The sequence below is a fragment of the Tardiphaga sp. GW822-FHT04G09 genome (assembly GCF_058800725.1).
The window spans coordinates 178,331-201,568 of record NZ_JBXAMO010000002.1 but is presented as its reverse complement, the minus strand read 5'-3'; the positions used below and the strand labels follow the sequence as shown (position 1 = coordinate 201,568).

The following is a 23,238-nucleotide window of genomic DNA, read 5'->3' as shown; positions in this document are numbered from 1 at the left end:
GAAGCTTTGCTTCGCACGGGCGGTCGAGACGGGTGAGGGGTAGCCACAAGCACCGCGCTTCGAGACTCCCCCTCACCCGTCGCGGGCTTCGTCCGTGCCACCTTCTCCCACGGGGGGAGAAGGGAAAGAAAGTCCAAAAGTTAAATCGCGCTTGCCGCGATATTGACCATCAGCGCCACCAGCGCGGTGTTGAAGATGAAGGAGACGATGCCATGGGCCGTAGCCGTGCGACGGATGGTCTTCACGGTGATGCCGACGTCGGACACCTGCGCGGTCATACCGATGACGAAGGAGAAATACACGAAGTCCCAATAATCCGGCTGTTCCTTCGTGTCGTCATCGCCAGACGGAAATGCCAGCCCGCCGGGTTTGGCTCCGCGATAGAACTGATGGGCATAGTGCAGCGAGAAGGTCGTGTGCACAGCGGCCCAGGACGAGGCGATGGTGACGATCGCCAGCATCAATTCCCAGGCCGTGCGATGGCCTTCGCCGAGTTCGAACACGATGGCCGCGATGCTGGCAAAGGCACCCAAGGCTGCCACCAGCAGGATGATGAAGCTGCCATCGTCCTGCAAGGCGGCGTTGCGGCGAATGTGCTTCTGGCTGCCACTCCGCAGCATCATGCCGTAGACCAGCACGAGATAGAACGCGATGAATACGTCCCAGCCGATCAGCAGGCGCGTCACCAGCCGCAGCGAGGATGGCAACAAGAAGAAGGCGATGACGCCGATCAGAAGCGCCAGAAACGTGCGCGGGCGGCCGTAAACGACGCGGATCGGCGCCGGCATCTTGCGAAAACGGACAAGGAGCTCGTCGAGATCCTTGCCCGCCTCTGACATGATCAGGTCTTCCTTAGTTCTTGCGCTCGGCCACGAAGCGCGCGGCGGCGCGCAGCACGTCACCCTTGCTACCGAAGATCGACAGCGAGGCATCGGCCGTTGCGATGAGATCGGCGACGCGCTTCTTGGCACCATCGACGCCGAGCTGGGTGACGAATGTGGTCTTGTTGAGCGCGGCATCGGCGCCTGCGGGCTTGCCGAGCGTCGCCGCATCAGCTTCGACGTCGAGCAGGTCGTCGGCGATCTGGAAGGCTTCGCCGAGCGCGCGGCCGTAATCGTCGAGCGCCTTGTATTCCTTTGGCGTGGCCTGGCCGAGCAGCGCGCCGGCGATGACGCCGTAACGCAGCAGCGCGCCGGTCTTCATCTGCTGCACGCGGGCAACATCCACCGGCCCCTTGTCGCCGAAGCGGCCTTCGCCGGCGAGATCGAGCATCTGGCCACCGACCATGCCGCCCAAACCGGCACAGCGCGCCAGCGCGCGGGTCAGCAGCAGGCGCACCGTCGCATCGGAATGGATTTCATCGCGGGTGACGATGTCGAAGGCCAGCGTCAGCAGCGCATCGCCGGCGAGGATTGCGGTGGCATCGTCGGTCGCCTTGTGCAGGGTCGGACGGCCGCGGCGCAGGTCACTGTTGTCCATGGCCGGCAGGTCGTCATGGATCAGCGAATAACAGTGAATGCATTCGAGGGCGGCGCCGACCAGCAGCGCCTGCTCGCGATGCACGCCGAATACCGCAGCGCTCTCCACCACCAGGAACGGGCGCAGGCGCTTGCCGCCACCGAGCGAGGAGTAACGCATCGCATCCATCAGCCGCTTCGGCCGGGCGATCTCGTCGGGCAGCACGCCATCGCCGAGCACACGGGTCAGCACGGCTTCGGTATCGTCCGCGGTCTGGTCCAGGCGCGAGGCGAAATCTTTGGTGGAAGCACCGGTCGACATTAAGAATAGCTCCAGAACAATTTGGCCGGACAATCCTCTATGGCAAAGGCCACGTCAATTGCGCCTGCGGCGTCCCGCCGCGATTGGTCGCGGCAAGCTTAACCGGCTTGAAAAGAGCGGGGAAACCTCGCTTTATCAGCGGCATAGCTCCGACCGGGAACGCTCCCCTTGCGCCTCATCCGCCGCCTCATCCTGATCGGAATCCTGCTTCTCGCGCTGCCCTATCTGCTGACGCCGCTTTATGCCGTCGGCCAGCCGATTTCGGCGCTGATGGCGTGGCGCTGGATCACCGGTTCCCCCGTGGAGCGAAGCTGGGTCGATCTCAAGGCCATGTCGCTGGCCCTGCCGCGCAGCGTGGTGGCGTCCGAAGACGCCAAATTCTGCAGCCACCGTGGCATCGACTGGAACTCGCTGCAAAACGCCATCGAGGACGCCCAGGACGGTGAAGTCTCCGGCGGCGGGTCCACCATCACCCAGCAGGTGGCGAAAAACCTGTTCCTGTGGAACGGCCGCAGCGTGATCCGCAAGGGCCTCGAAATTCCGCTGGCAATGTGGGTCGATCTGGTCCTGTCCAAGCAGCGGATCCTGGAAATCTACCTGAATATCGCCGAAATGGGCCCATCCGGGCAGTTTGGCGCCCAGGCCGGGGCCGAATATGCCTTCAAACGGCCGGCCTCGAGCCTATCGGCCCGGGAAGCCGCGCTTTTGGCAGCCATTTTGCCAAATCCGGTCACCCGGAGCGCCCGGACGCCGGGACCGGGAGTGCGGCGGTTAGCGGGAACCTATATGGCTAGGGCGCAGGCCGCGGAGCTGCAGAGGTGCTGGAACTAGGCTGTCATTCCGGGTCGCGGCCGGCCGTTGCCGGACGCGCGCCCGGAATCCCGACATGTTCAAAACACTTCTGGATTCCGGGTCCCTGCCCGCCGGCTCCGCCGCCCGGTCCGTCCTGCAATGACGGGCTTCGGGGTAAAATTCCCGCGGCTGCGCCCTAGCCATCGCGTCGTCATTCCGTTATAAGCCCGGCCTTATCAGCGATTTTGCCCGCGCGTTCTGTGCTGGCCGCCTGTCACCGGGCGCCGATCGAAACCATCTGCCAAGAACCTGCAAGGACTTTTCCTATGGCCGTTCCGAGAAGAAAAACATCGCCGTCGCGGCGTGGCATGCGTCGTTCGGCTGACGCGCTCAAGACCCCGACCTATGTCGAGGACAAGGACTCCGGCGAACTGCGCCGTCCGCACCACCTCGATCTGAAGACCGGCATGTACAAGGGTCGCCAGGTTCTGAAGGTGAAGAAAGAATCCTGACCACTGGATGGAGGGCTGCGTCACGTCAGGTGGCGCCGCCCTCGCTCGTCCATGTAAGGTCCGGGTCAAGCGGGTCGAAGCGCCAGCGGGCAAGTCGAGAAAGCTGTTCAGACAATAATTCTGAACTGGTCTTCCGCCCGAATTCGCTCCAACTCTGGAGCTAATGCGTTGTCCCGGTGATGCCTTCGCGTCACCTCGGTGATGTCGTCACCTTGGCGATGTCCTGCATCACCTACATGCGTTCTGGTTCTCTCGCTCGCAAAGAAGGCCTTCGATGGCGTCGATCGGTTTCCCGCTGCTGCTGATTCCGGTGGCGATCTGCAACATCATCGCCTTCCTGATGCCCGACCTCGCGCTGTCGGGCCCCATTCCCCTCTTTCCAATCACGCTGATGTCCAAGGACATCTGGATGGTGACGCTCAACGACCTGCTCGTTGCGCTCAGCATCCTGTTGCTGTGGCTGGAAGTGATGCGCGCCGCACGCCCGGCGCCGAAATATTTCACCGACCATTTCCTGTCGCTGCTGGTGTTCGGCGCTGCCGCCGCCGAGTTCGTGATGTTGCCGAAATTCGGCAATGCGACCTTCTTCCTGATCACACTGACGGCGATGGTGGATTTCCTCGCCGGCATCTCGCTGCGCGCTCGCCGTCCGCGTCGCGTCGCCGCTCCGGTCTATGCACCCGAACCGGCACCGCGTTATGAGCCCGCGCCAGCGCCAGTCGCTCCGACGCCTCCGCCCGCGCCCGCTCCGGCCGCAGCGCCCGTCGCCGCACCCGTGCTGACCGATCGTCCGGAGCCAAAGGTCGAGAAGGTCGAACGGATCGAACCGAAACTGGAATCGACCCCGATCCCGCCGGAAGTCGTGGCGCATACGTCGCCGGATTTGCAGCCCGGTGGCGTCGCCTCGCCTGACGACAAGCCGAAGAGCTAGGTTTCAGATTACCCGCTGCGTGCGGTTGATCACCGATCCCGCAACATTCGTCATCGCCACCGCCCGATAGGCCGCCTCGACATCGGCGACAGCTGCACGACGCAGCTCGCGGGTCTGCGGTGCCTGATCGGCGGTCGCAATCAGATGTGCAATGAAGGATGCGTCGGGCCGTGCCACGCGCGACGACACCGGCGCACTATGTTGGACCGGCTCGGTCCGCGTCAGCGCGACGGCCTCCACGATGACCGGATCTTTCTCGACCACGAAATCGCCGGCGCGCCGCATCGGATGCGGCGTCGTGACGTAGGCTCGGGTCGCGGAAATCGACATCGTTAACAGCACTCACGTCTCAATTCGGGACGAGGGTTGCCCCTCCCCTCTCTGCGTCGCAAGGGTCGTGCCGCGGCTCTCCACAACTGAGATCAGGGCCTGATCAGGTCTGCGAAGGCCTGCCGGGCTACACTTTCTTAAGTCTTTAGGAACTTTGACTAACGATTGTGGCGATCTGAGCCGTATTGTCGGGGGCGAATCACCCGATGGCGTCCCAAAACGAGGCGACTTTGACATCCGCTGTTTCCCAGAGCGCCGCAGGCGCTTCCGAGCCGCAGGCAGCAGAGATTCTGGCCGCACTTGGTCAGGCCGCCTTCATCTGGGACATCGCCAGCGACCGGATCGCCTGGACCGGCCAGGCCGCCGCCATCTTCACCGACATCCCCCCTGCGACCATCGCCAGCGGCGCCGGGCTCGCGACACTGATCGAGCCCCAGCGCGGCATTCGCACCGAGGCACTGGCCCGGGCGTTGGCATCCGGCGGCACTTACCGGATCGAATACGGACTGCGCGCCTCGACCACCGCCGCCGTGCTGTGGATCGAAGAGAGCGGCAGTTGCCACGCCGATACCGCGGGCAAGGCGGAGCGTGTCGAAGGCGTCGTCCGCATCAACAGCGAACGCCATGCCCGCGACGAACAACTGCTGAAACTGGCCCAGCACGATCCCGTCACCGGCGAACTCAATCGCGCGCATCTTCTGGCATCCCTCGCCGAAGCCATCGAGGAAGCAACGCGCTATCGCTCATCCTTTGCCTTCATGCTGATCGGCATCGACCATCTGGCGCGAATCAACGACGCCTTCGGCTTCGATATCGCCGACGAGGTCATCGCCGAGATTGCCAAGCGGATTCGCACGCGGCTGCGCGGCGGCGACGTGATGGGCCGCTTCTCCGGCAACAAGTTCGGCCTGATCCTGAAGAACTGCACCGTAGACGATGCCACGATCGCCGCCGAGCGCTTCCTGGCGGGCATTCGCGATGAGGTGATCCCGACCCAGTCGGGCCCGGTCTCGGCGACCGCCACCATCGGCGCAGTCAACGTTCCCCGTTATGCGCAGAACGTCAACGAAGCCGTCAACCGCGCGCAGGAAACCCTGGACGGCGCCAAGCGCCGCCGCCACGGCAGCTTTGCCCTGTGGCGGCCGAATGTGGAGCGCGATGCGCAGCGCCGCGTCAATATCCGCGTCACCGACGAGATCGTCACCGCGCTGAACGAACGTCGTATCGTCACGGCCTTCGAGCCCGTGATGCATGCCGACAGCCGCACCCCCGCTTTCTATGAAGCGCTGGTGCGCATGAAGCAGGATGACGGGCAATTGCTGCTGGCGCCGGATATCGTGCCGGTGGCCGAGAAGCTCGGCCTGATCAGGCTGGTGGATCACCGTGTGCTCGAACTCGTCGTCGCCGAGCTGGCCGCCGCACCGGACGTGCAACTCTCGCTGAACATCTCGCCCGACACCACGATGGATCCGGACTGGTGGACCTCCATCGAGTCGATGATGGCGGCGCATCCCGGCGTCGCGCAGCGGCTGATCGTCGAGATCACCGAGACCGTAGCCATCCGGGATCTCGACGACGTCCGCGGCTTCGTCACGCGGCTGAAGAATTTCGGCAGCCGCATCGCCATCGACGATTTCGGCGCCGGCTACACGTCTTTCCGGAACCTGCGCAAGCTCGGCGTGGACATCGTCAAGATCGACGGCGCCTTCGTGCAGAACATCGCGCATTCCGCCGACGACCGCGCCTTCGTGCAGACCCTGATCGATCTGTGTCACCGGCTCGGCATCAAGACCGTCGCCGAATGGGTGCAGGACGAGGAGTCCGGCCTGATGCTGCGCGACTGGGGCTGCGACTACATCCAGGGCCGCCTCACCGGCCTCGCGTCCCCCGCGCGTCCGTGGCTCAACAAGACGCCGGTGGCGAAGCCGGCGATGGGGTGACCTTTTCTTACCTCGCCCCGCTTGCGGGGAGAGGTCGACTTCCAGATGCGTAGCATGTGGAAGGCGGGTGAGGGGGAGCCTGAGAGCAAAACTCTGTCTCCCCCTCACCCGTCGCGACGAGCTACGCTCGTCACGCCACCCTCTCCCCGCAAGCGGGAAGAGGGAATGAACACGGGGGGCTCTCATGAACTTCATCGGCAATCTTCTCACCGCACTGGTCGCTGTGCTGCACATCTATTTTCTCGTGCTGGAAATGTTTCTCTGGCAGAAGCCGCAGGGGCTGAAGACGTTCAAAAACACGCCGGAGAAGGCCGAGATCACCGCTGTGCTCGCCGCCAATCAGGGCCTCTATAACGGCTTCCTCGCCGCCGGGCTGATCTGGGGCCTGCTTCATCCAGCACCCGCCTTCGCTTTCCAGATCAAGGCGTTCTTTTTGCTGTGCGTGATCGTCGCCGGTGTTTACGGCGCGATGAGCGTGAGCAAGCGCATTCTGTATGTGCAGGCCGTGCCGGCGGCGCTGGCGCTGATCGTGTTGTGGCTGGCGACGTAATGCACCCATTCATTGTCGTCGCGGCGAAAGCCGGGATGACAATGAGAGTTACGCCTCACGATTGGTTTGCTGACTAAGCCAACCAAATTCGGCAACATCTTTTCATAAAAACGTCGCCATCACTGCTGCGTCATCGCGCTGACATCTCATATGCGCGTTGCGCTGCGCATGCATCCATTGTGACATACACATGTCAGAGTCGGTGCGACTCTCGTAACCATCTTACGCGCGTTTTGTAAAAGCGATGCAGAGCTGAGATATCTAGACAGTCGTTAGGTGCACCGCGCAACGCGGTCACGGCATCAACGAGGATCAGCTCTCTTGTTCAAGCTCTCTCTGCGCCCTCCCGCGATCCGACGCTATTTTCCGCGCATCAGATTCGGCCTGCGTATCCAGATCGCATTGATCGGCATCATGGCTGTCGTGCTCACCGGAACGATCTGTCTCATCGGTCTCGCATATGAAGCGGACGCGCAGCGCCAATCGGATGAAACCGTCAAGCTGCGCCAGCACGTCGTGGGTCTGGCGGCGAACTATCTGGAAGCCGGACAGATCGCCAATGAATTTCTGCGCAAGCATGACGAGAAGCTGATCGCTGCCCATGGCGAGATCATCACAACAGCACTGGCGAATCTGTCGGATATCGACGCCATCGTCGACAAGCGCCCCGAGGGCGATGCGCTGAAACAGGGCTCGGCACTGCGCGCGGGCCTCAATGTCTATCAGACCCGTTTCAACAACATCGCCTCGATCCAGAAATCGCTGGGGCTCAACGAGACGCTGGGCCTGCAGGGCCGGCTGCGCGCTGCGGTTCACGACGTCGAAACGCGACTGGCGCAGTTCGACCAGGTCCGCCTGGCCAATCTGATGCTGATGATGCGGCGGCATGAGAAGGACTTCATGCTGCGCGGCGAGGAAAAATATGGCGACCAGTTCGACAAGAGGCGGGACGAATTTTCCGACGCGCTGAAGGCCGCGGAACTGCCCGACGTGGTGCGCGATGAGCTGGCCGCACTGATGAAGGCCTATGGCGAGAGTTTCCTGGCCTATTCGGTGACGCAGACCACGCTGAATGACGAAGTGGCCGACTTCGCCACAGTGTTTCAGCGCAACCGGCCGACACTGGATGGCCTCGTGGCGGCAGCCCAGGCCGAATACGCTGCCGCCGAGGCGCGCGCCCTGCAGACGCGGCGGATACTGGCCTGGACCATCGCACTGGCCACAATCCTGATCGGCCTCGCCGCGGTCTATTTCGGCCAGCGCATCGCACGCGCGATCGCCGATATGACGCAGGCGATGCAGACGCTGGCATCGGGCGATTTCGCCGTTGTGCTGCCGGGCCTCGGCCGCGCTGACGAGATCGGTGACATGGCGCAGGCAGTCGAGACCTTCAAACAGCGCGCGCAGCAGAAGGCGGCGGATGAGCTCGACGCCAAGCTTCGCGAGGAGCAGCGCGCCGCCGAAGCGCGCAAGGCCGACATGAACAGGCTCGCCGGGGATTTCGAAAGTGCGGTCGGCCGCATCGTCGAGACGGTATCGTCCGCCTCGGCCGAACTGGAGACGGCGGCGGGCACGCTGACCTCGACCGCCGCGCGGTCACAGCAACTGACCGAGGTGGTCGCCGCGGCATCCGATGAAGCCTCCGCCAATGTGCAGTCGGTGGCCTCCGCCACCGAACAGATGTCGTCATCGGTCAACGAGATCGGCCGTCAGGTGCAGGCCTCGGCGCAGATTGCCGGCGAGGCTGTCGCGCAGGCCGAGACGACCAACCGCCAGATCGGCGAGTTGCTGAGCGCGGCCGACAAGATCGGCGAGGTGGTCCAGCTGATCAGCACCATTGCGCGGCAGACCAACCTGCTGGCGCTCAATGCCACCATCGAGGCGGCGCGCGCCGGCACCGCCGGACGCGGCTTCTCCGTGGTCGCCGCCGAGGTCAAGGCACTGGCCGAACAGACGGCGAGCGCCACCGGCGAGATCGGCCAGCAGGTGTCAGGCATTCAGCAGGCGACGAAGAACTCGGTGGCGGCGATCAAGGGCATCGGCAGCACCATCGGCCGGATGTCCGAGATCGCCTCGACCATCGCCGCAGCTGTTGAGCAACAGGGCGCCGCCACGGCGGAGATCGCTCGCAATGTGCAGCGCGCCGCGCAAGGCACCTCCGATGTCAGCGCCAATATCGCCGACGTCAAACGCGGCGCCAGCGACACCGGTCTCGCCTCGTCCCATGTGTTCTCGGCCGCCCGCTCGCTGTCCGGCGACAGCGCCCGGCTGAAGGCGGATGTGGCGAGCTTCCTGGCGTCGGTCCGCAGCGCGTGAGGGTGGGCTGCACAGGCTTCAGCAAAGCGACGCAGCTCCCCCACAAACACCGCGGCGCTCCTTCTCCCCGCTTGCGGGGAGAAGGGTGGGATGAGGGGCATGGCACGCGGCCGGCGACAAACACTCGCCCTCGGATCGCACTGATCGTCCGAACCGCGCCTACCGAATTGGCATCAACATCGGCGCTCCGCCCCTCACCCGCCGCGAAGACGCGGCGACCTCTCCCCCCAGCGAAGCGTCGCTTCGCCGGAAGCGGGAGAGGTTAGGGAAAGTGCCCATCTCCTCGCCTTGCCAACCTCAAATCCTTGCCTCACACTCCCCGGTAACGATGGCGCCCGCACGGGAACGACCGTCGAAGACATATCATCAGGGAAGGCAACGACATGAGAGCTTCGCTTCTTCATCGCTTCGCCACGACGACCAGATTTGTCGGAATGGCAGCGATTGCGCTGACAGCCACATCGGCCGCGATCAATCCGGCAGCCGCGCAGAAGAAATACGATCCCGGCGCCACCGACACCGAAATCAAGATCGGCCAGACCGTGCCCTTCTCGGGCCCGGCCTCGGCCTATTCCTCGATCGCCAAGACGCAGCTCGCTTATTTCAAGATGATCAACGAGCAGGGCGGCATCAATGGCCGCAAGATCAATCTCATCCAGTATGACGATGCCTATTCGCCGCCGAAGGCCGTCGAGCAGGTGCGCAAGCTGGTCGAGAGCGACGAGGTGCTGCTGACCTTCCAGATCATCGGCACGCCGTCCAATGCCGGCGTGCAGAAATATCTCAATCAGAAGCAGGTGCCGCAGCTGTTCGCCGCCACCGGCGCCAGCCGCTTCACCGATCCCAAGAACTTCCCCTGGACCATGGGCTACAATCCCAACTACCAGAGCGAAGGTCGAATCTACGCCAAATACATCCTGAAGAACCATCCCAACGCCAAGATCGCCATCCTGTGGCAGAACGACGACCTCGGCCGCGACTATCTCACCGGCATGAAGGCCGGCCTCGGCGACAAGGCCGCGTCGATGATCGTTTCGGAGGCGTCCTATGAGCTCACCGACCCGACCATCGACTCGCAGATCGTCAAGCTGAAGTCCTCCGGCGCCGACCTGCTGTTCAACGCCTCGACGCCGAAATTCGCCGCGCAGGCGATCAAGAAGGTCGCCGATCTCGGCTGGAAGCCCACCCATATCGTCGATATCAATGCGACATCGGTGGGCGCGGTGCTGGTGCCCGCCGGGCTCGAGAATTCCAAGGGCCTGATCTCGACCAATTACGGCAAGGACCCGCTGGACCCGCAGTGGAAGGACGATGCCGGCATGAAGCGCTATTTCACCTTCATGGAGAAATACTATCCCGAGGGCGACAAGAACTCGAACTTCAACACGTATGGCTACGGCAATGCGCAGCTGATGGTGGAAGTGCTCAAGCGCTGCGGCGACGACCTCACCCGTGCCAATGTGATGAAGCAGGCGTCGTCGCTGTCCAACATCTCGAGCGACATCCTCCTGCCCGGCATGAGCGTCTCCACCTCCCCCACCGACTACCGCGTCAACAAGCAACTGCAGATGCAGCGCTTCAACGGCGAGCGTTGGGAACTGTTCGGCCCGATCATCGAGGATGATGCGGCGGGTTAGGCTCCACACGACAAAGCCACGCGCGGGTGTCACCTGCGCGTGGCTTTTTCGTAGGGCGGATCAGCGAAGCGTCATCCGCCACCTCAATGCCGCAACGGCGGATGACGCTTCCCGCTAATCCGCCTTACACGCTAATGCCGCCTACGCTGTCTTCGCAAACATCGTCAGCACGCCATCGGCGATATTGATCGCCACCACATGCGCCGAACTCATGCCCTTTTCCTTGAGTGCATTGGCGGCGGCAGGAGAGGCATCGATCGAGGCGCGCAACGCCTTCAGATCCTCCTCGCTGGACTTCGACACGACCTCCTCGACCTGCGCCTTCACCGCATCCGGCAATTGCTTCACATCCACCACCTGAATGCTGGAGATCCTGGCGCTGGTGCGCTCGCCGGATTTGGCCGGCGCATTTTCAGCGGGTGTCGCAGCTCCCTGTGCGAGCACGAAACCCGGCGTGCCGAGCGAGAGAATGGCCGCGAGGGCCGCCGCTGTCATGATGCGCATGGTCGTTCCTTTCCGGTTGGGAAGGAGCGAAGCATTAGCGGGGAAGTGTGCAGAAGGTCTGGAATGGGTGTGGTAGTTTGGTGAGATCAATGCGGCGACAAGATGGGACGGATGCATGACGAAATACGCTGTTGCGTCTAACCTCAGCAGAAAGCTTTAGAGGCGCGACAGCTAAAGCGCGCAAACAACCCGATCAATAGCATGGTGTCCACGCGAGTATCCTTCACGTGGCGCATCCGATACTTCCTCCAGTATCCGGACGTGCGCGGTTCCGGGTGAGGGGCGTGGCACAAGGTCTCAGCACGTGGCCGCTCCCGGATCGGCAACGCTCGTCACGCGATACGACTCTTAGAGGTCGCGCATATGTCGCGCATCGTGCACGGCCCTTCACCCGGAACCTTTCGCTGCGCGAAGCTTTCGACCTCTCCCCGCCTAGCGAAGCTTCGCTTCGCCCGGGCACGGGGAGAGGTCAGAATGGAACCGCGTTTCCCTTGCGTTAACTTCTGCGTAACGGCGCCTTAAACCGCGCCCGCTAGGCTCCGCGGCATCGGTGGCGTGGTGTTTGCGTATGGCGTGGGGCAAGAAAAAGAGCGGGCGCAAGGAGCCGACCTTCGGGATCGGCGCCGCGTTGTCCGATCTGCGCCTCACGGCAGACGATCGCGTGCCCGGCGGCGGCGACGATCGGCCGAAGAAAACGCCCAAACAGGCGCCGAAGCGCGAATCCAATAGTGGCGGCGGCGACAAGCCGCGCAAATCCCGGACATCCAGCAAGGCACGCAGCTCGGGCGGCATCGCGCGCGGCATCAAGCGGCTGGTCTACTGGGGCGCAGTCCTCGGATTATGGGCGGCGATCGCCATTGTCGGCGTCGTGATCTATGTGGGCGCGCATCTGCCGCCGATTCAATCTCTGGAAATTCCCAAGCGCCCGCCGACCATCCAGATCGTGGGCATGGACGGCACGGTGCTGGCGACGCGCGGCGAACAAGCCGGCGCCAATGTATCGCTGAAGGATCTGCCGCCCTATCTGCCGAAGGCCTTCATCGCCATCGAGGACCGGCGGTTCTATTCGCATTACGGCGTCGACCCGATCGGCATCGCGCGTGCCGCGGCGGCTAACCTGATGCATCGCGGCGTGTCGCAGGGCGGCTCGACGCTGACGCAGCAGCTCGCCAAGAACCTGTTCCTGACGCAGGAGCGCACCATGGCGCGCAAGCTGCAGGAAGTGGAGCTGGCGTTCTGGCTGGAGCGCAAGCATTCCAAGGCCGAGATCCTCGAACTCTATCTCAACCGCGTCTATTTCGGCTCCGGCGCCTACGGCGTGGAAGCGGCGGCGCAGAAATATTTCGGCAAGCCCGCCAAGAACGTCACCGTGGCGGAAGCGGCGATGCTGGCGGGGCTCGTGAAGTCGCCGTCGCGTCTTGCGCCGAACCGCAATCCGGAAGGCGCCGAGGCGCGCGCCAAGGTGGTGCTGGCGGCGATGCAGGACGCCGAGTTCATTACGGCCGCGCAGGCCAAGGGCGCGACCGGCGTGCCGCAATACAACGTCAAACCGGTGGGCGCCGGCACGGTGAATTATGTCGCCGACTGGATCGGCGAAGTGCTGGACGATCTCGTCGGCCAGGTCGACGAGAGCATCATTGTCGAGACCACCATCGATCCCAAGCTGCAGAGCGTCGCCGAAGCCGCGATCATCGATGAGCTTGCGGCCAAGAGCGTGAAATTCAATGTGACGCAGGGCGCGCTGGTGGCGATGACGCCGGACGGTTCGGTGCGCGCCATGGTCGGCGGCCGGAACTATTCGGAGAGCCAGTTCAACCGCGCGGTGACCGCCAAGCGCCAACCGGGCTCGAGCTTCAAGCCGTTCGTCTATCTCACCGCCATCGAGGCGGGGCTGACGCCGGAGACGATCCGCACCGACGCGCCCATCGACATCAAGGGCTGGAAGCCCGAGAACTACACCCATGAATATTTCGGCTCGGTGACGCTGACCCAGGCGCTGGCGATGTCGCTGAACACGGTGGCCGTGCGGCTCGGCATCGAGGTCGGCCCGGCCAGCGTGGTGCGCACCGCGCATCGCATGGGGATCGCCTCAAAGCTGGAAGCCAATGCTTCGATCGCGCTCGGCACGTCCGAAGTGTCGATGACTGAACTGGTCGGCGCCTATGCGCCCTTCGCCAATGGCGGCCTCGGCGTGTCGCCCCATGTGGTGACACGGATCCGCACTGTGGAAGGCAAGAAGACGCTGTATACGCGCCCGGCCGAAACCGCGAGCCAGGTGATCGACGGCCGCGCCGTGGCAATGATGAACACGATGATGCAGCAGACGATCCTGTCCGGCAGCGCCAAGAAGGCCGAACTGCCGGGCTGGCAGGCCGCGGGCAAGACCGGCACCAGCCAGGATTTCCGCGACGCCTGGTTCATCGGTTACACGTCGCAGCTCGTCACCGGCGTCTGGCTCGGCAATGACGACAATTCGCCGACCAAGAAGGCGACCGGCGGCGGACTGCCGGTGGAGATCTGGTCGCGCTTCATGAAGACGGCGCATCAGGGCCTGCAGCCGCAGCCGGTGCCGGGATTGGCGCCGTCGAATTCGTTCAGCACCAATCCGATCGGCCAGGCACTGTCGAGCCTGCTGCCCGGATCGAGCGCACCGTCGCCATCAGCGCCACCGGAACGCGGCTATGTGCCAAGTGCACCGGTCTATAACGGCTATCGCCCGCAGCCGCCCGCACCGACCCAGACCGCCTATCCCGCCGCGCGTCAGCAGCCGCAGCAGAACGTGCGGCCGGAAGCCGCGAGCGGACTGGATGGCTGGCTGACGGAGCGGTTGTTCGGGAGATAGAGAGCGAGTGTCCCGGACAGCGATGCGCACATCGCGGCCGGGACAGAGAGCTCAGTCCTGCACGCCGTAACGATGCAGGTCGTTGCCATGAGTATCGAGCCAGGCCTTGGCGCGTTCAGTCGCCGGGCAGATCCGCCCGACCACGCGCCAGAACTTCACCGAATGGTTCATCTCGACGAGATGCCCGACTTCATGGGCCGCGAGATAATCCAGCACGAAGGGCGGTGCGAGGATCAGCCGCCACGAGAACGACAGCGATCCCTCGGTGGTGCATGACCCCCAGCGGCTCGACTGATCGCGGATCGAGATCCGCTTCACCTTGACGTTCAGCTGCGCCGCATAGCGGTTCGATGACTTGACGAGATCGGCCCTGGCTTCGCGCTTGAGGAAATCGTGGATACGACGATCGATATGCTCGACACCGCCGGCGACACAGATGATCTTCTCGCCGCTGTCGCGGGTCTCGGTCCATACCGTCCCCCGCCCTGCCCGATGCACGATCCTGTGCGGAGTTCCCCGCAGCGGAACCGTTGTGCCGTGTTCGAATGGTGCTGCCTTCGGCAAACGACCGAGACGCGCGGCGATCCAGGCCCCATGACGCTGTGCGAAGTCCTTCGCATCGGCCAATGACCCGCGCGGCGGCATGGTCAGGATGGCTTCCCGCTCGCTCGGATGAATGCGCAGCGTATAACGCGTCGCACGGCGGTGCCTGCGCAGGCGTATGGCGAACATTTGCGAGCCGTGTTTGACGGCAAGCGTGTCCGGTTCGGTGGGGCGGCGATAGAGAAGTGCGCGGAAGGCCATGTCAGTAGTCCCGGTCGTCAGTAGATCGACCGGATTCTGCCATAACCGCCGCCACGGGAATTGCTCGGCGCAAAAACAAATCATTTGCCCAATATACGGGGTCAAAAGGCGATTTGTCCCCTAGCAGATGGGGTCTGGAACAGGAATCTCGATTCAGATTCGGGGCGGAACCCTGAATCTAGAATTGAATCGCGCACCACCTCTACAAATAGGCGGAAAATCCGTTTTCTTGACCTGTTTTCAAGGGCTTAGAAAGCCCGCCGCCACAACTCGCACGCGATGATCGCGCATTTCAACGATGTTGTTTTCGATTCATCTATGTTGATCGCGCGCATGCGATGACGATGCATCATCATCGCATCCGCGCGTGTTGAATCACTCCGCAGCAGCGGCGCGTTGTCGTGGACTTGCTGCGCTCAGCATGAAGTCGGACACGCGCGGCACGATTTCAGATTTGAATCGCGATCCATTGAACACGCCGTAGTGTCCCACGCCCTTCTGAACATAATGCACACGACGATCATCGGGGATCGAACTGCACAACATATGCGTCGCTTCGGTCTGACCGAGGCCGGAGATGTCGTCTTTCTCACCTTCGACGGTCATCAGCGCGACGTTGACGACCTTCGAGGGATCGACAGGCTTGCCGCGATGGGTCATCTCGCCCTTCGGCAGCGCATGCTTGACGAACACCGTGTCGACGGTCTGCAGGTAATACTCTGCAGTCAGATCCATCACCGCCAGATATTCGTCGTAGAAGTCGCGATGCTTGTCGACGAGATCGCCGTCGCCCTTCACGAGGTTCTGGAACAGCCTCTTGTGCGCATCCATGTGGCGGTCGAGATTCATGCTGATGAAGCCGTTCAACTGCAAGAATCCCGGATAAACGTCGCGCATCACGCCCGGATGCGGAAACGGCACCTTGGTGATGACGTTGTTGCGGAACCAGTCGATGCCCTTTTCGGCCGCAAGATTGTTGACGGCGGTCGGATTGCGGCGCGTATCGATCGGGCCGCCCATCAGCGTCATCGACAGCGGCACATAGGGATCGTTCTCGGCTTCCATCAACGACACGGCTGCGAGCACCGGCACGGCAGGCTGACAGACGGCGAGAACATGGACATTGCCACCGAGCACGTGGAACATCTCGATGACGTAGTCGATATAGTCTTCGAGATCGAAGCGCCCCGCAGCCAAAGGGACCTGACGCGCATCCGACCAGTCGGTGATGTAAACCTCATGGGTCGGCAGGAAGGCTTCGACGGTACCGCGCAGCAAGGTCGCGTAGTGGCCGGACATCGGTGCCACGATGAGCACGCGCGGCTGCGGCACACGCAGCGGGCGCGGATGCTTGCGATCGAAATAGAGAAGACGGCAGAACGGCTTTTCCCACACCGAGCGGATCTCGATCGGCGTGCGCACGCCGTTCACGTCGGTATCGTGAAGGCCCCATTCCGGCTTGCCGTAGCGGCGCGTGGTGCGCTCGAACAATTCGCAGCCCGCCGTCACCGACTTGCCGAATTCAGTCTGCGAGAACGGGTTCAGCGGATTCTGAAACAGCATCTTGGTAGCGTCTGTGATCGCGCGTGCCGGATTGAGCGACGCGTAGGCCATCTCATACATCCAGTACATCGGCGTGGTCAGAGCCGGGCTTGTCTCGGACGGCAAGGCTGGCGGCCTGCCAAATTCACCTATCGGCATCTGTCCTCACTGGTTTAGCGTCTGCTTTTGCGCTGCAGTAATATACTGGTGTCTGCGTAAGAAAGCGTCAATGCGCCGTACGCATGGCTTTGGGGCCATTGGCGGTAAAAACGGCGCTTATCCCTTGATAAATGGTCTTATTCGCCGCCGGAGATCAGCGATCCCGCGCGCCTGGCGCTGTTCAAAAGCCCAAGAAATATCGCGAATGAACCAATAAGCAGCACGGTGTTGATAGCGAGCGCAGTGAACATCAGATCGGCGCGAAAGGTATGATCGAACAACAGCGCCCGCATGCCTTCGAATACATAGGTTGGTGGCAAGGCCCAGGCGATGACTTGCAGCCAGCTCGGCAACACCGAGACGGGATAGTAGACGCAGGCCAGCGGCATCAGCCCGAACATCAGCGTCCAGACGATGCTCTCGGCGCCGAGACCGTTTCGCAGCACCAGGCCGGAGACGAAGATACCGAGCGACCAGCTGGTGAAAATCAGATTGCAGAAGAACGCGATCAGCGGCAGCCCGAAGGCGAACAGGTTGAATTTGAAGAACACGATCGCGAGGATCAACATCGGGATGATGCCAATGGCAAGGCGGATCAGGCTCATAACCATCAGCGAGAGCAGAAATTCGATCGGCTTCAGCGGGCTCATCATCAGGTTACCGAGATTGCGCGCCCACATTTCCTCGAGGAAGGAGATGGAGAAGCCGAGCTGGCCGCGAAACAGGATGTCCCACAGGATCACCGCGCCGATCAGCGTGCCGCCCGCCTGGGCGAAGAACCCGGCATTCTGCGAAATGTAATTCTGCAGGAAGCCCCAGGTGATGATTTGCAGCGCCGGCCAGTAAACCAGCTCCAGCATCCGCGGCCACGACGACACCAGGACATACCAGTAGCGCAGCACCATCGCATTGATGCGATGCATGGCAATGCCGCGTGAGCGCTCCACAAGGCTCATGGCGCCTGCTCCCGGTCGCGACCGCGCGCGACGTCGAGAAACACGTCTTCCAGCGTCGTGCGGTTATAGCGCAGCAAAATCTGCTCGGGGCTATCATCGTCCTCGACGCGGCCCTTCTTCAGGATGATGACGCGGTCGCACAGCCGCTCGACTTCCAGCATGTTGTGCGACGCCAGAAGGATCGTCGCATTGTGGCTCCGGCGATATGTCTCGATATGCTGTCTGATCCAGTCCGCCGTATCCGGATCGAGCGAGGCGGTCGGCTCATCGAGCAGCAACAGCTCCGGCTCGTTGATCAGCGCCTTGGCCAGCGCGACACGCGTTTTCTGGCCTGCCGACAGCTTCCCGCTGGCGCGGTCGAGAAAATCGGTGAGGTCCAGATCGGAGGCCAGTTGCGCGATACGCCCCTTCAAGTCAGGCACCGCATAGAGCTTGCCGAACACCGTCAGGTTCTGCCGCACCGTGAGGCGCATCGGCATGTCAACGTAAGGGCTTTCGAAATTCATCCGGCCGAGCACCTCGGCTGATTGCGCCGGCATCGCGCAGCCGAGCACCGAGACCTTTCCCGAGGTCGGCAGCGTCAGCCCCATGATCATGGCAATGGTGGTGGTCTTGCCGGCGCCGTTGCCGCCCAGGAGGCCGGTGATGCTGCCACGCGCGATCCTGAAGGAGATGTCGTCGACAGCGCGGTTCGTCTTGTAGAGTTTGACGAGATGCGCGACGTCGATCGCCGCCGAAGCATTGCGATCAACCGTCGCCGCATGACCTGACTTGATGTCTTCAATCGCCATTGGGGCCGTTCCATGCGGCATTGTGGCGGCGAAGGCAAGCTTGGGCGCTTCAAGTGGCCGCAGCCCGCATGGGTTTGTGGTCATCGCCTGAGCCGTCTAATGTCCTGATATGACCGATATTTCCGCCTCCGACTTTCGCCAGCCGCGCCGCCATGTTCGCCTCGACACGATCCTGCGGTTGCGCTGGCTCGCTGCGCTCGGCCAGTTGGCGGCGATCTTCGTCGTGGTGCAGGGGCTCGAATATGACGTCGCCATCATTCCCTGCGTAACGATCATTGGTCTGTCGGCGACCCTCAATCTCGTTCTGCAGACGCTGTTCAATCCGGTTCACCGGCTGGAACCGCGCTTCGCAGCTGCCCTGCTCGCGCTCAATATCATTGAGCTGGCGGGCCTGCTCTATTGCACTGGCGGATTGCAAAATCCGTTCTCGTTCCTGTTCCTGGCACCGGTGCTGATCTCGGCGACGGCACTGCCGACGCGGTTCACCATCGCGCTCGGCGTTCTCGCGGCAGTCTCTGCCACCGTGCTGGCCTTCTTCCACCTGCCGCTACCGTGGGACTCCGCAGAACCGCTGGTGCTGCCGCAAATCTATCTGCTCGGCGTCTGGTTCTCGATCCTGACCGCCATCGGCGTGACCAGCCTCTATGCGTTTCAGGTCACCGAGGAAGCTCGCAAGCTATCGGACGCGCTCGCCGCCACCGAACTGGTGCTGACGCGCGAGCAGCATTTGACCCAGATCGACGGTCTCGCGGCCGCTGCCGCGCATGAATTGGGAACGCCGCTCTCGACCATCTTTCTGATCTCCCGCGAGCTGGAAAAGAACATCCACAACAATCCGGAACTCGCCGACGACCTGAAGACCGTCCGTGAACAGGCGCAGCGTTGCCGCGAGATTCTTTCCAAGATCACGCAGCTGAATTCGAGCGGCGCACCATTCGACCGCATGCCGCTCTCGCAGTTGATCGAGGAAGCGGTGGCGCCGCATCGCGACTTTGGCATTGCCATCAAGATACGTATCGCCGTCGCCAACGCCCCCGAACCGGCCGGCATGCGCAATCCGGCGATCCTCTACGGCGTCGGCAACATTCTGGAGAATGCGGTCGATTTCGCCCGCGAGCAGGTCGAAGTGAACGCTTGGTGGAATGCGGAAAGTATCGTGATCTCGATCTCTGACGATGGCCCGGGCATTCCACCGGACCTGCTGAAGCGGATCGGCGAACCCTATCTGTCGCGCCGGCGCCCCGCCGAGGAGGGCGAACATCGCGGCCTCGGCCTCGGCGTGTTCATCGCGCGCACGCTGCTCGAGCGCACCGGCGCCAGGGTGACCTTCAGCAATCGCATTTTTCCGGACCACGGCGCGGTGGTGCAGATCTCATGGCCGCGCGACGCGTTCGAGACTGCGGACCAATTGGCCGATGTCGACTGACGCAAGTCTCACTTGTCACGCGAACGCAGCCGACAGTTGCACCGGCCTCGATCACTGGAAACACTGGATCAGTCTGACGACGTTTAAACGTCTCTTGGAGTATCGTTCACAAATGCCGGCTTGGGGCGATGTTGATCGCCCAGCCGGCAAGTGTGCGATGCGCCTCGTCAGACTGCAGGATCGGGAAACGCCGCAGCCTGCTGCATCGCGCGGCGCCTGACAAAGCCCGCCATGATCAGCGCCACCAGGCCGAGAATGACCGGCGGGAAGACCACGGCGTTCACGGTGGGCCAGCCATAATTCGCCAGCAACTGGCCGGACGAGAACGAGCCGACAGCCATCAGGCCGAACACCAGGAAGTCGTTGAAGGCCTGCACTTTGTTGCGTTCCTGCGGCCGATGGGTCTCCAGCACGAGCGCGGACGCGCCGATGAAGCCGAAATTCCAGCCGAGGCCGAGCACGACGAGGCAGACCCAGAAATGCATCGCGCTGATTCCGGCGATGCCGATCACCGCGGCGATCGCCTCCAGCACCAGGCCTGCGGCCACGACCTTTGAGGCGCCGAAGCGTGTGATCAGCGATCCCGTGAAGAAGCTCGGCCCGTACATCGCCACGATGTGCCACTGCAGGCCGAAATTGGAGTCGCTCAGTGTCAGCCCGCAGAGCTTCATCGCCAGCGGCGCTGACGTCATCACGAGGTTCATCATGGAATAGGACACCACGCCGCAAATCGCGGCCGCGATGAAGCGCGGTTGCCGCACGATCTCCAGCAGCGGTCTGCCACCATGCATGTCGGCGGGCGCAGGCTTCGGCGCGTCCACGGTGGAGAGCAAGGCCATCGCGATCAGGGCAACGACCGCCTGCGCTGCGAAGCTGGCAGCAAACAGATAGGGCGACCAGATATTCATGGTCCACTGCACAAGCTGCGGGCCAAGCACGCCGGCGAATACACCGCCGGCCATCACCCACGACACGGCCTTCGGGCGATAGGACGCGCTGGCGCCATCGGCCGCCGCAAAGCGATAGGATTGCGCGACCGCGCCGTAGAAGCCGCCGAAGAAGGTCGCGCAACAGAACAGCGCAAAGGACGCTTTCAGGATCGCTATGGCGCCGAGCAGGCCACAGATCGCGCCTGCGCCGCTACCGATGATGAAGGCGACGCGGCGACCATAGGCGCGGGAGATCATGCCGACCGGCAACGTTCCGCAGGCAAGGCCGACGACATAGACCGAGATCGGCACCGTCGCGAGCGACACACTCGGCGCCAGCGTGGCGCCGACAATGGCGCCGGTGGCGAAAATGACCGCCGAGTTGGCGCCGCCAAGTGCCTGTGCCGCAGCCAGCCGCAACACGTTGGAACGTGCGCGTGCGTCATCGTGAATCTCTGGGGTAGCCACGTCGATCATGGGGAAATCCGCCCGGATGTGACCCGGTTCGTCCCGGGGCCTTTATTCGTCGCGACTATGCCGACCGCCCTGCGGCAGATCAACACACGCCAGCGCGCACGCACCATGCGCTGATCATCCGGGCGACCGGGCAAATACCAGGATCAGATTGTTGGCAGGCATCTCGATGACCTCCGCCAGCCGAAGGCCGACGCCCTGCGCGACGTGCTCCAGATCCTCGACATCGCGCACGCCCCATTCAGGATTACCGTCGCGCAGGCTGGTGTCGAACACCGCATTGCTCACGGCCGTATGTTTGCCGCCGCGCTTGAACGGGCCATAGATAAAGAGACGTCCATCCGGGCGCAGATATTTTGCTGCGCCGGCAATCAACCCTTCGGCGACGGGCCATGGCGCAATGTGGACGACATTGGCACAGAACACAGCAAGCAGCGCGCCCGGGCCGTTGCCGCTCGCCATCTCCGGGCACCAAGCGGGATCGGTCAGATCGATCCGCAGCGGCGGCCTGATATTGGTCAATTGCGCCTGGGCGCACCACGCCGCGATACTTTTCAGATGTGCGTCGTTGAGATCACTCGGCCACCAGGTGATGTCGGGCGTTTGTCCAGCGAAGTGAATGACATGCTGGCCGGTGCCGCTGCCGACTTCCACAACATCGCCGCAAGCCTGACGCAGGAAAGGCGCAAGCGCGCGCCAGATCGCCTCGTGGTTGCGATGGAAAGCTGCGGCATCGAGCCGGCCGTCATCTTCCACGCGCCGGCCATCCCGACCGAACTCGACCACATATTCCGCCATCAGGCCCTCACTGCTGCGGGCAGTATCCCGAACTTGCGATCACGAACAAGAGAAGAAAGAGGTCGTCCAACCACAGAAAAATGGGTTAATATTCTGACGAATATCCGATCTGAAGAAGGATCGACCACGCAGAATTGGTGCGCCTATGATCTTCCGTCAGCTGTTCGACAGTGTGTCTGGCACATATAGCTACCTGCTTGCCAGCCGCCACGGCGGCGAGGCGCTGATCCTCGATCCCGTCCTGGAAAAGGTCGATCGCTATTGCCAGTTGCTGCGCGAGCTCGACCTGAAGCTCGTGAAGGCGGTCGATACGCATCTCCATGCGGACCACGTCACCGGCCTCGCCGAACTGCGCGATCGCACCCATTGCGTCACCATCATGGGCGATCAGAGCAAAGCCGATGTTGTTGCCATGCGTGTCAGCGACGGCGACAAGGTAACGATCGAAGGGGTCGAGCTCGACGTGATGTATACGCCCGGCCACACCGATGACTCCTACAGCTATCTGATGGGCGACCGCGTCTTCACCGGCGACACGCTGCTGATCCGCGGCACCGGCCGCACCGATTTCCAGAACGGCAGCGCGCGAGCGCAGTATGATTCACTGTTCAACCGCCTGCTCAAGTTGCCGGACGAGACGATGGTGTTCCCTGCACACGACTACAAGGGCGACACCGTCAGCACCATCGGCGAAGAGAAGCGCTACAATCCGCGCCTGCAGGTGAAGTCCGTCGAGGACTACATCGAGCTGATGGGCAAGCTCAACCTGCCGAATCCGAAGCTGATGGATGTGGTAATCCCGGCCAATATGAAGGTCGGGCTGAAGCCGGACGCGCTGAAGAAACAAGGCCTGGCGCTGTCTCCGCGGGAGGCCATTGCCCATCTCGGCGATCCCGCCATCCTGCTGGTGGACCTGCGCGAGAGCGGCGAGCGCGCCAAGCACGGTGTGCTCGCGGGCGCGCTGCATGCCCCCTACCCGTCGATATCGGACAGCCTCAAGCCCGGCGGCATGTTGCGCGAGGTCGCCACAGCCACCAAGCGCCGCATCGTGTTCTTCTGCGCCTTCGGCGAACGCTCGGCCATGGCCGTCACTGCGGCGAAGGAGGCGGGGATCGACAACGCCGCGCATCTCGATGGCGGCATCGATGCGTGGAAGAAAGCTGGCGGCCCGGTGCTGGCCGCATGACATAGCGAGCAAGGCGGACCAACCCGCCACTCGACAGGGG

20 protein-coding genes are annotated in these 23,238 nt (G+C 62.9%); 10 read left to right on the top strand and 10 right to left on the bottom strand.

Going from position 1 to position 23,238, the window contains the following annotated elements:
* Nucleotides 1-140: 140 nt before the first annotated feature.
* Nucleotides 141-839 carry a DUF1345 domain-containing protein gene (locus AC1RLZ_RS04700; RefSeq protein ID WP_493187673.1) on the bottom strand — a complete coding sequence of 233 codons (699 nt, stop codon included), beginning with the start codon at nt 837-839 and terminating at the stop codon, nt 141-143.
* A gap of 13 nt (nt 840-852) precedes the next feature.
* Complete coding sequence (locus AC1RLZ_RS04695; protein WP_371421960.1) at nt 853-1,779, bottom strand: polyprenyl synthetase family protein; 927 nt, start codon at nt 1,777-1,779, stop codon at nt 853-855.
* A 168-nt stretch (nt 1,780-1,947) separates the two neighbouring features.
* Here AC1RLZ_RS04695 and mtgA point away from each other — a divergent pair, with 168 nt between their 5' ends.
* From mtgA to AC1RLZ_RS04680, 3 genes are all read left to right on the top strand, one after another.
* Nucleotides 1,948-2,610 carry a monofunctional biosynthetic peptidoglycan transglycosylase gene (mtgA, locus tag AC1RLZ_RS04690; protein ID WP_493187672.1) on the top strand — a complete coding sequence of 221 codons (663 nt, stop codon included), beginning with the start codon at nt 1,948-1,950 and terminating at the stop codon, nt 2,608-2,610.
* A gap of 287 nt (nt 2,611-2,897) precedes the next feature.
* Complete coding sequence (gene rpmF / locus AC1RLZ_RS04685; protein WP_068732923.1) at nt 2,898-3,083, top strand: 50S ribosomal protein L32; 186 nt, start codon at nt 2,898-2,900, stop codon at nt 3,081-3,083.
* Between the two features lie 274 nt (nt 3,084-3,357).
* A complete protein-coding gene (locus AC1RLZ_RS04680) occupies nt 3,358-4,014 on the top strand; it encodes a hypothetical protein (RefSeq protein ID WP_493187671.1) in 657 nt (218 codons plus the stop codon).
* Between the two features lie 3 nt (nt 4,015-4,017).
* Here AC1RLZ_RS04680 and AC1RLZ_RS04675 read toward each other — a convergent pair whose 3' ends face one another.
* A complete protein-coding gene (locus tag AC1RLZ_RS04675; RefSeq protein ID WP_493187670.1) occupies nt 4,018-4,356 on the bottom strand; it encodes a hypothetical protein in 339 nt (112 codons plus the stop codon).
* Nucleotides 4,357-4,550: 194 nt separating this feature from the next.
* On the opposite strand from AC1RLZ_RS04675, the gene AC1RLZ_RS04670 reads away from it, so the two are divergent.
* The 4 genes from AC1RLZ_RS04670 to AC1RLZ_RS04655 all read left to right on the top strand — a co-directional run bounded on the left by AC1RLZ_RS04670 (nt 4,551) and on the right by AC1RLZ_RS04655 (nt 10,787).
* Nucleotides 4,551-6,284: a putative bifunctional diguanylate cyclase/phosphodiesterase gene (locus tag AC1RLZ_RS04670; protein ID WP_493187669.1), complete on the top strand. Its 1,734-nt coding sequence runs from the start codon at nt 4,551-4,553 to the stop codon at nt 6,282-6,284.
* A 184-nt stretch (nt 6,285-6,468) separates the two neighbouring features.
* A complete protein-coding gene (locus AC1RLZ_RS04665) occupies nt 6,469-6,834 on the top strand; it encodes a DUF1304 domain-containing protein (protein WP_493187668.1) in 366 nt (121 codons plus the stop codon).
* 414 nt (nt 6,835-7,248) lie between these two features.
* Nucleotides 7,249-9,150, top strand: coding sequence for a methyl-accepting chemotaxis protein (locus tag AC1RLZ_RS04660; RefSeq protein ID WP_493187993.1), 1,902 nt, complete (start codon nt 7,249-7,251; stop codon nt 9,148-9,150).
* 434 nt (nt 9,151-9,584) lie between these two features.
* A complete protein-coding gene (locus AC1RLZ_RS04655) occupies nt 9,585-10,787 on the top strand; it encodes an ABC transporter substrate-binding protein (protein WP_493187992.1) in 1,203 nt (400 codons plus the stop codon).
* A gap of 141 nt (nt 10,788-10,928) precedes the next feature.
* On the opposite strand, the gene AC1RLZ_RS04650 is transcribed toward AC1RLZ_RS04655, so the two are convergent.
* Nucleotides 10,929-11,291, bottom strand: a complete 363-nt coding sequence (locus AC1RLZ_RS04650) for a hypothetical protein (RefSeq protein ID WP_493187667.1) — start codon at nt 11,289-11,291, stop codon at nt 10,929-10,931.
* A 568-nt stretch (nt 11,292-11,859) separates the two neighbouring features.
* On the opposite strand from AC1RLZ_RS04650, the gene AC1RLZ_RS04645 reads away from it, so the two are divergent.
* Nucleotides 11,860-14,133: a transglycosylase domain-containing protein gene (locus AC1RLZ_RS04645; protein WP_493187666.1), complete on the top strand. Its 2,274-nt coding sequence runs from the start codon at nt 11,860-11,862 to the stop codon at nt 14,131-14,133.
* Nucleotides 14,134-14,184: 51 nt separating this feature from the next.
* Here the strand turns inward: AC1RLZ_RS04645 and AC1RLZ_RS04640 are convergent, their stop codons facing one another.
* The 4 genes from AC1RLZ_RS04640 to AC1RLZ_RS04625 form a co-directional block, all read right to left on the bottom strand.
* Nucleotides 14,185-15,021 carry a M48 family metallopeptidase gene (locus AC1RLZ_RS04640; RefSeq protein ID WP_493187665.1) on the bottom strand — a complete coding sequence of 279 codons (837 nt, stop codon included), beginning with the start codon at nt 15,019-15,021 and terminating at the stop codon, nt 14,185-14,187.
* A gap of 291 nt (nt 15,022-15,312) precedes the next feature.
* Nucleotides 15,313-16,638 (bottom strand): polyhydroxyalkanoate depolymerase, encoded by a 1,326-nt coding sequence (locus tag AC1RLZ_RS04635; RefSeq protein WP_371421969.1) that lies wholly within the window; start codon nt 16,636-16,638, stop codon nt 15,313-15,315.
* 137 nt (nt 16,639-16,775) lie between these two features.
* Nucleotides 16,776-17,594: an ABC transporter permease gene (locus AC1RLZ_RS04630; RefSeq protein WP_493187664.1), complete on the bottom strand. Its 819-nt coding sequence runs from the start codon at nt 17,592-17,594 to the stop codon at nt 16,776-16,778.
* A complete protein-coding gene (locus tag AC1RLZ_RS04625; protein ID WP_371421971.1) occupies nt 17,591-18,385 on the bottom strand; it encodes an ABC transporter ATP-binding protein in 795 nt (264 codons plus the stop codon). Before AC1RLZ_RS04625 ends, AC1RLZ_RS04630 begins: the two co-directional genes overlap by 4 nt.
* Nucleotides 18,386-18,494: 109 nt before the next feature.
* Here AC1RLZ_RS04625 and AC1RLZ_RS04620 point away from each other — a divergent pair, with 109 nt between their 5' ends.
* The gene (locus AC1RLZ_RS04620; protein ID WP_493187663.1) at nt 18,495-19,811 is read left to right on the top strand and encodes an ActS/PrrB/RegB family redox-sensitive histidine kinase; all 1,317 of its coding nucleotides are present in this window, start codon (nt 18,495-18,497) and stop codon (nt 19,809-19,811) included.
* Nucleotides 19,812-19,978: 167 nt separating this feature from the next.
* On the opposite strand, the gene AC1RLZ_RS04615 is transcribed toward AC1RLZ_RS04620, so the two are convergent.
* Together AC1RLZ_RS04615 and AC1RLZ_RS04610 are read right to left on the bottom strand one after the other, a co-directional pair.
* Nucleotides 19,979-21,217 (bottom strand): MFS transporter, encoded by a 1,239-nt coding sequence (locus tag AC1RLZ_RS04615; protein ID WP_493187662.1) that lies wholly within the window; start codon nt 21,215-21,217, stop codon nt 19,979-19,981.
* Between the two features lie 114 nt (nt 21,218-21,331).
* The gene (locus tag AC1RLZ_RS04610) at nt 21,332-22,012 is read right to left on the bottom strand and encodes a DUF938 domain-containing protein (protein WP_493187661.1); all 681 of its coding nucleotides are present in this window, start codon (nt 22,010-22,012) and stop codon (nt 21,332-21,334) included.
* 145 nt (nt 22,013-22,157) lie between these two features.
* Between AC1RLZ_RS04610 and AC1RLZ_RS04605 the strand changes: the two genes are divergently transcribed.
* Nucleotides 22,158-23,198, top strand: coding sequence for an MBL fold metallo-hydrolase (locus tag AC1RLZ_RS04605; protein ID WP_371421975.1), 1,041 nt, complete (start codon nt 22,158-22,160; stop codon nt 23,196-23,198).
* Nucleotides 23,199-23,238: the final 40 nt, after the last annotated feature.

What these genes read in the sequence shown, in the direction of transcription:
- AC1RLZ_RS04700 (WP_493187673.1), bottom strand. Translation starts at nt 839, where the DNA reads ATGTCAGAGGCGGGCAAGGATCTCGACGAGCTCCTTGTCCGTTTTCGC.
- AC1RLZ_RS04695 (WP_371421960.1), bottom strand. Translation starts at nt 1,779, where the DNA reads ATGTCGACCGGTGCTTCCACCAAAGATTTCGCCTCGCGCCTGGACCAG.
- rpmF (WP_068732923.1), top strand. Translation starts at nt 2,898, where the DNA reads ATGGCCGTTCCGAGAAGAAAAACATCGCCGTCGCGGCGTGGCATGCGT.
- AC1RLZ_RS04680 (WP_493187671.1), top strand. Translation starts at nt 3,358, where the DNA reads ATGGCGTCGATCGGTTTCCCGCTGCTGCTGATTCCGGTGGCGATCTGC.
- AC1RLZ_RS04670 (WP_493187669.1), top strand. Translation starts at nt 4,551, where the DNA reads ATGGCGTCCCAAAACGAGGCGACTTTGACATCCGCTGTTTCCCAGAGC.
- AC1RLZ_RS04665 (WP_493187668.1), top strand. Translation starts at nt 6,469, where the DNA reads ATGAACTTCATCGGCAATCTTCTCACCGCACTGGTCGCTGTGCTGCAC.
- AC1RLZ_RS04660 (WP_493187993.1), top strand. Translation starts at nt 7,249, where the DNA reads ATGGCTGTCGTGCTCACCGGAACGATCTGTCTCATCGGTCTCGCATAT.
- AC1RLZ_RS04655 (WP_493187992.1), top strand. Translation starts at nt 9,585, where the DNA reads ATGGCAGCGATTGCGCTGACAGCCACATCGGCCGCGATCAATCCGGCA.
- AC1RLZ_RS04650 (WP_493187667.1), bottom strand. Translation starts at nt 11,291, where the DNA reads ATGCGCATCATGACAGCGGCGGCCCTCGCGGCCATTCTCTCGCTCGGC.
- AC1RLZ_RS04645 (WP_493187666.1), top strand. Translation starts at nt 11,860, where the DNA reads ATGGCGTGGGGCAAGAAAAAGAGCGGGCGCAAGGAGCCGACCTTCGGG.
- AC1RLZ_RS04640 (WP_493187665.1), bottom strand. Translation starts at nt 15,021, where the DNA reads ATGATTTGTTTTTGCGCCGAGCAATTCCCGTGGCGGCGGTTATGGCAG.
- AC1RLZ_RS04635 (WP_371421969.1), bottom strand. Translation starts at nt 16,638, where the DNA reads ATGCCGATAGGTGAATTTGGCAGGCCGCCAGCCTTGCCGTCCGAGACA.
- AC1RLZ_RS04630 (WP_493187664.1), bottom strand. Translation starts at nt 17,594, where the DNA reads ATGAGCCTTGTGGAGCGCTCACGCGGCATTGCCATGCATCGCATCAAT.
- AC1RLZ_RS04625 (WP_371421971.1), bottom strand. Translation starts at nt 18,385, where the DNA reads ATGGCGATTGAAGACATCAAGTCAGGTCATGCGGCGACGGTTGATCGC.
- AC1RLZ_RS04620 (WP_493187663.1), top strand. Translation starts at nt 18,495, where the DNA reads ATGACCGATATTTCCGCCTCCGACTTTCGCCAGCCGCGCCGCCATGTT.
- AC1RLZ_RS04615 (WP_493187662.1), bottom strand. Translation starts at nt 21,217, where the DNA reads ATGATCGACGTGGCTACCCCAGAGATTCACGATGACGCACGCGCACGT.
- AC1RLZ_RS04610 (WP_493187661.1), bottom strand. Translation starts at nt 22,012, where the DNA reads ATGGCGGAATATGTGGTCGAGTTCGGTCGGGATGGCCGGCGCGTGGAA.
- AC1RLZ_RS04605 (WP_371421975.1), top strand. Translation starts at nt 22,158, where the DNA reads ATGATCTTCCGTCAGCTGTTCGACAGTGTGTCTGGCACATATAGCTAC.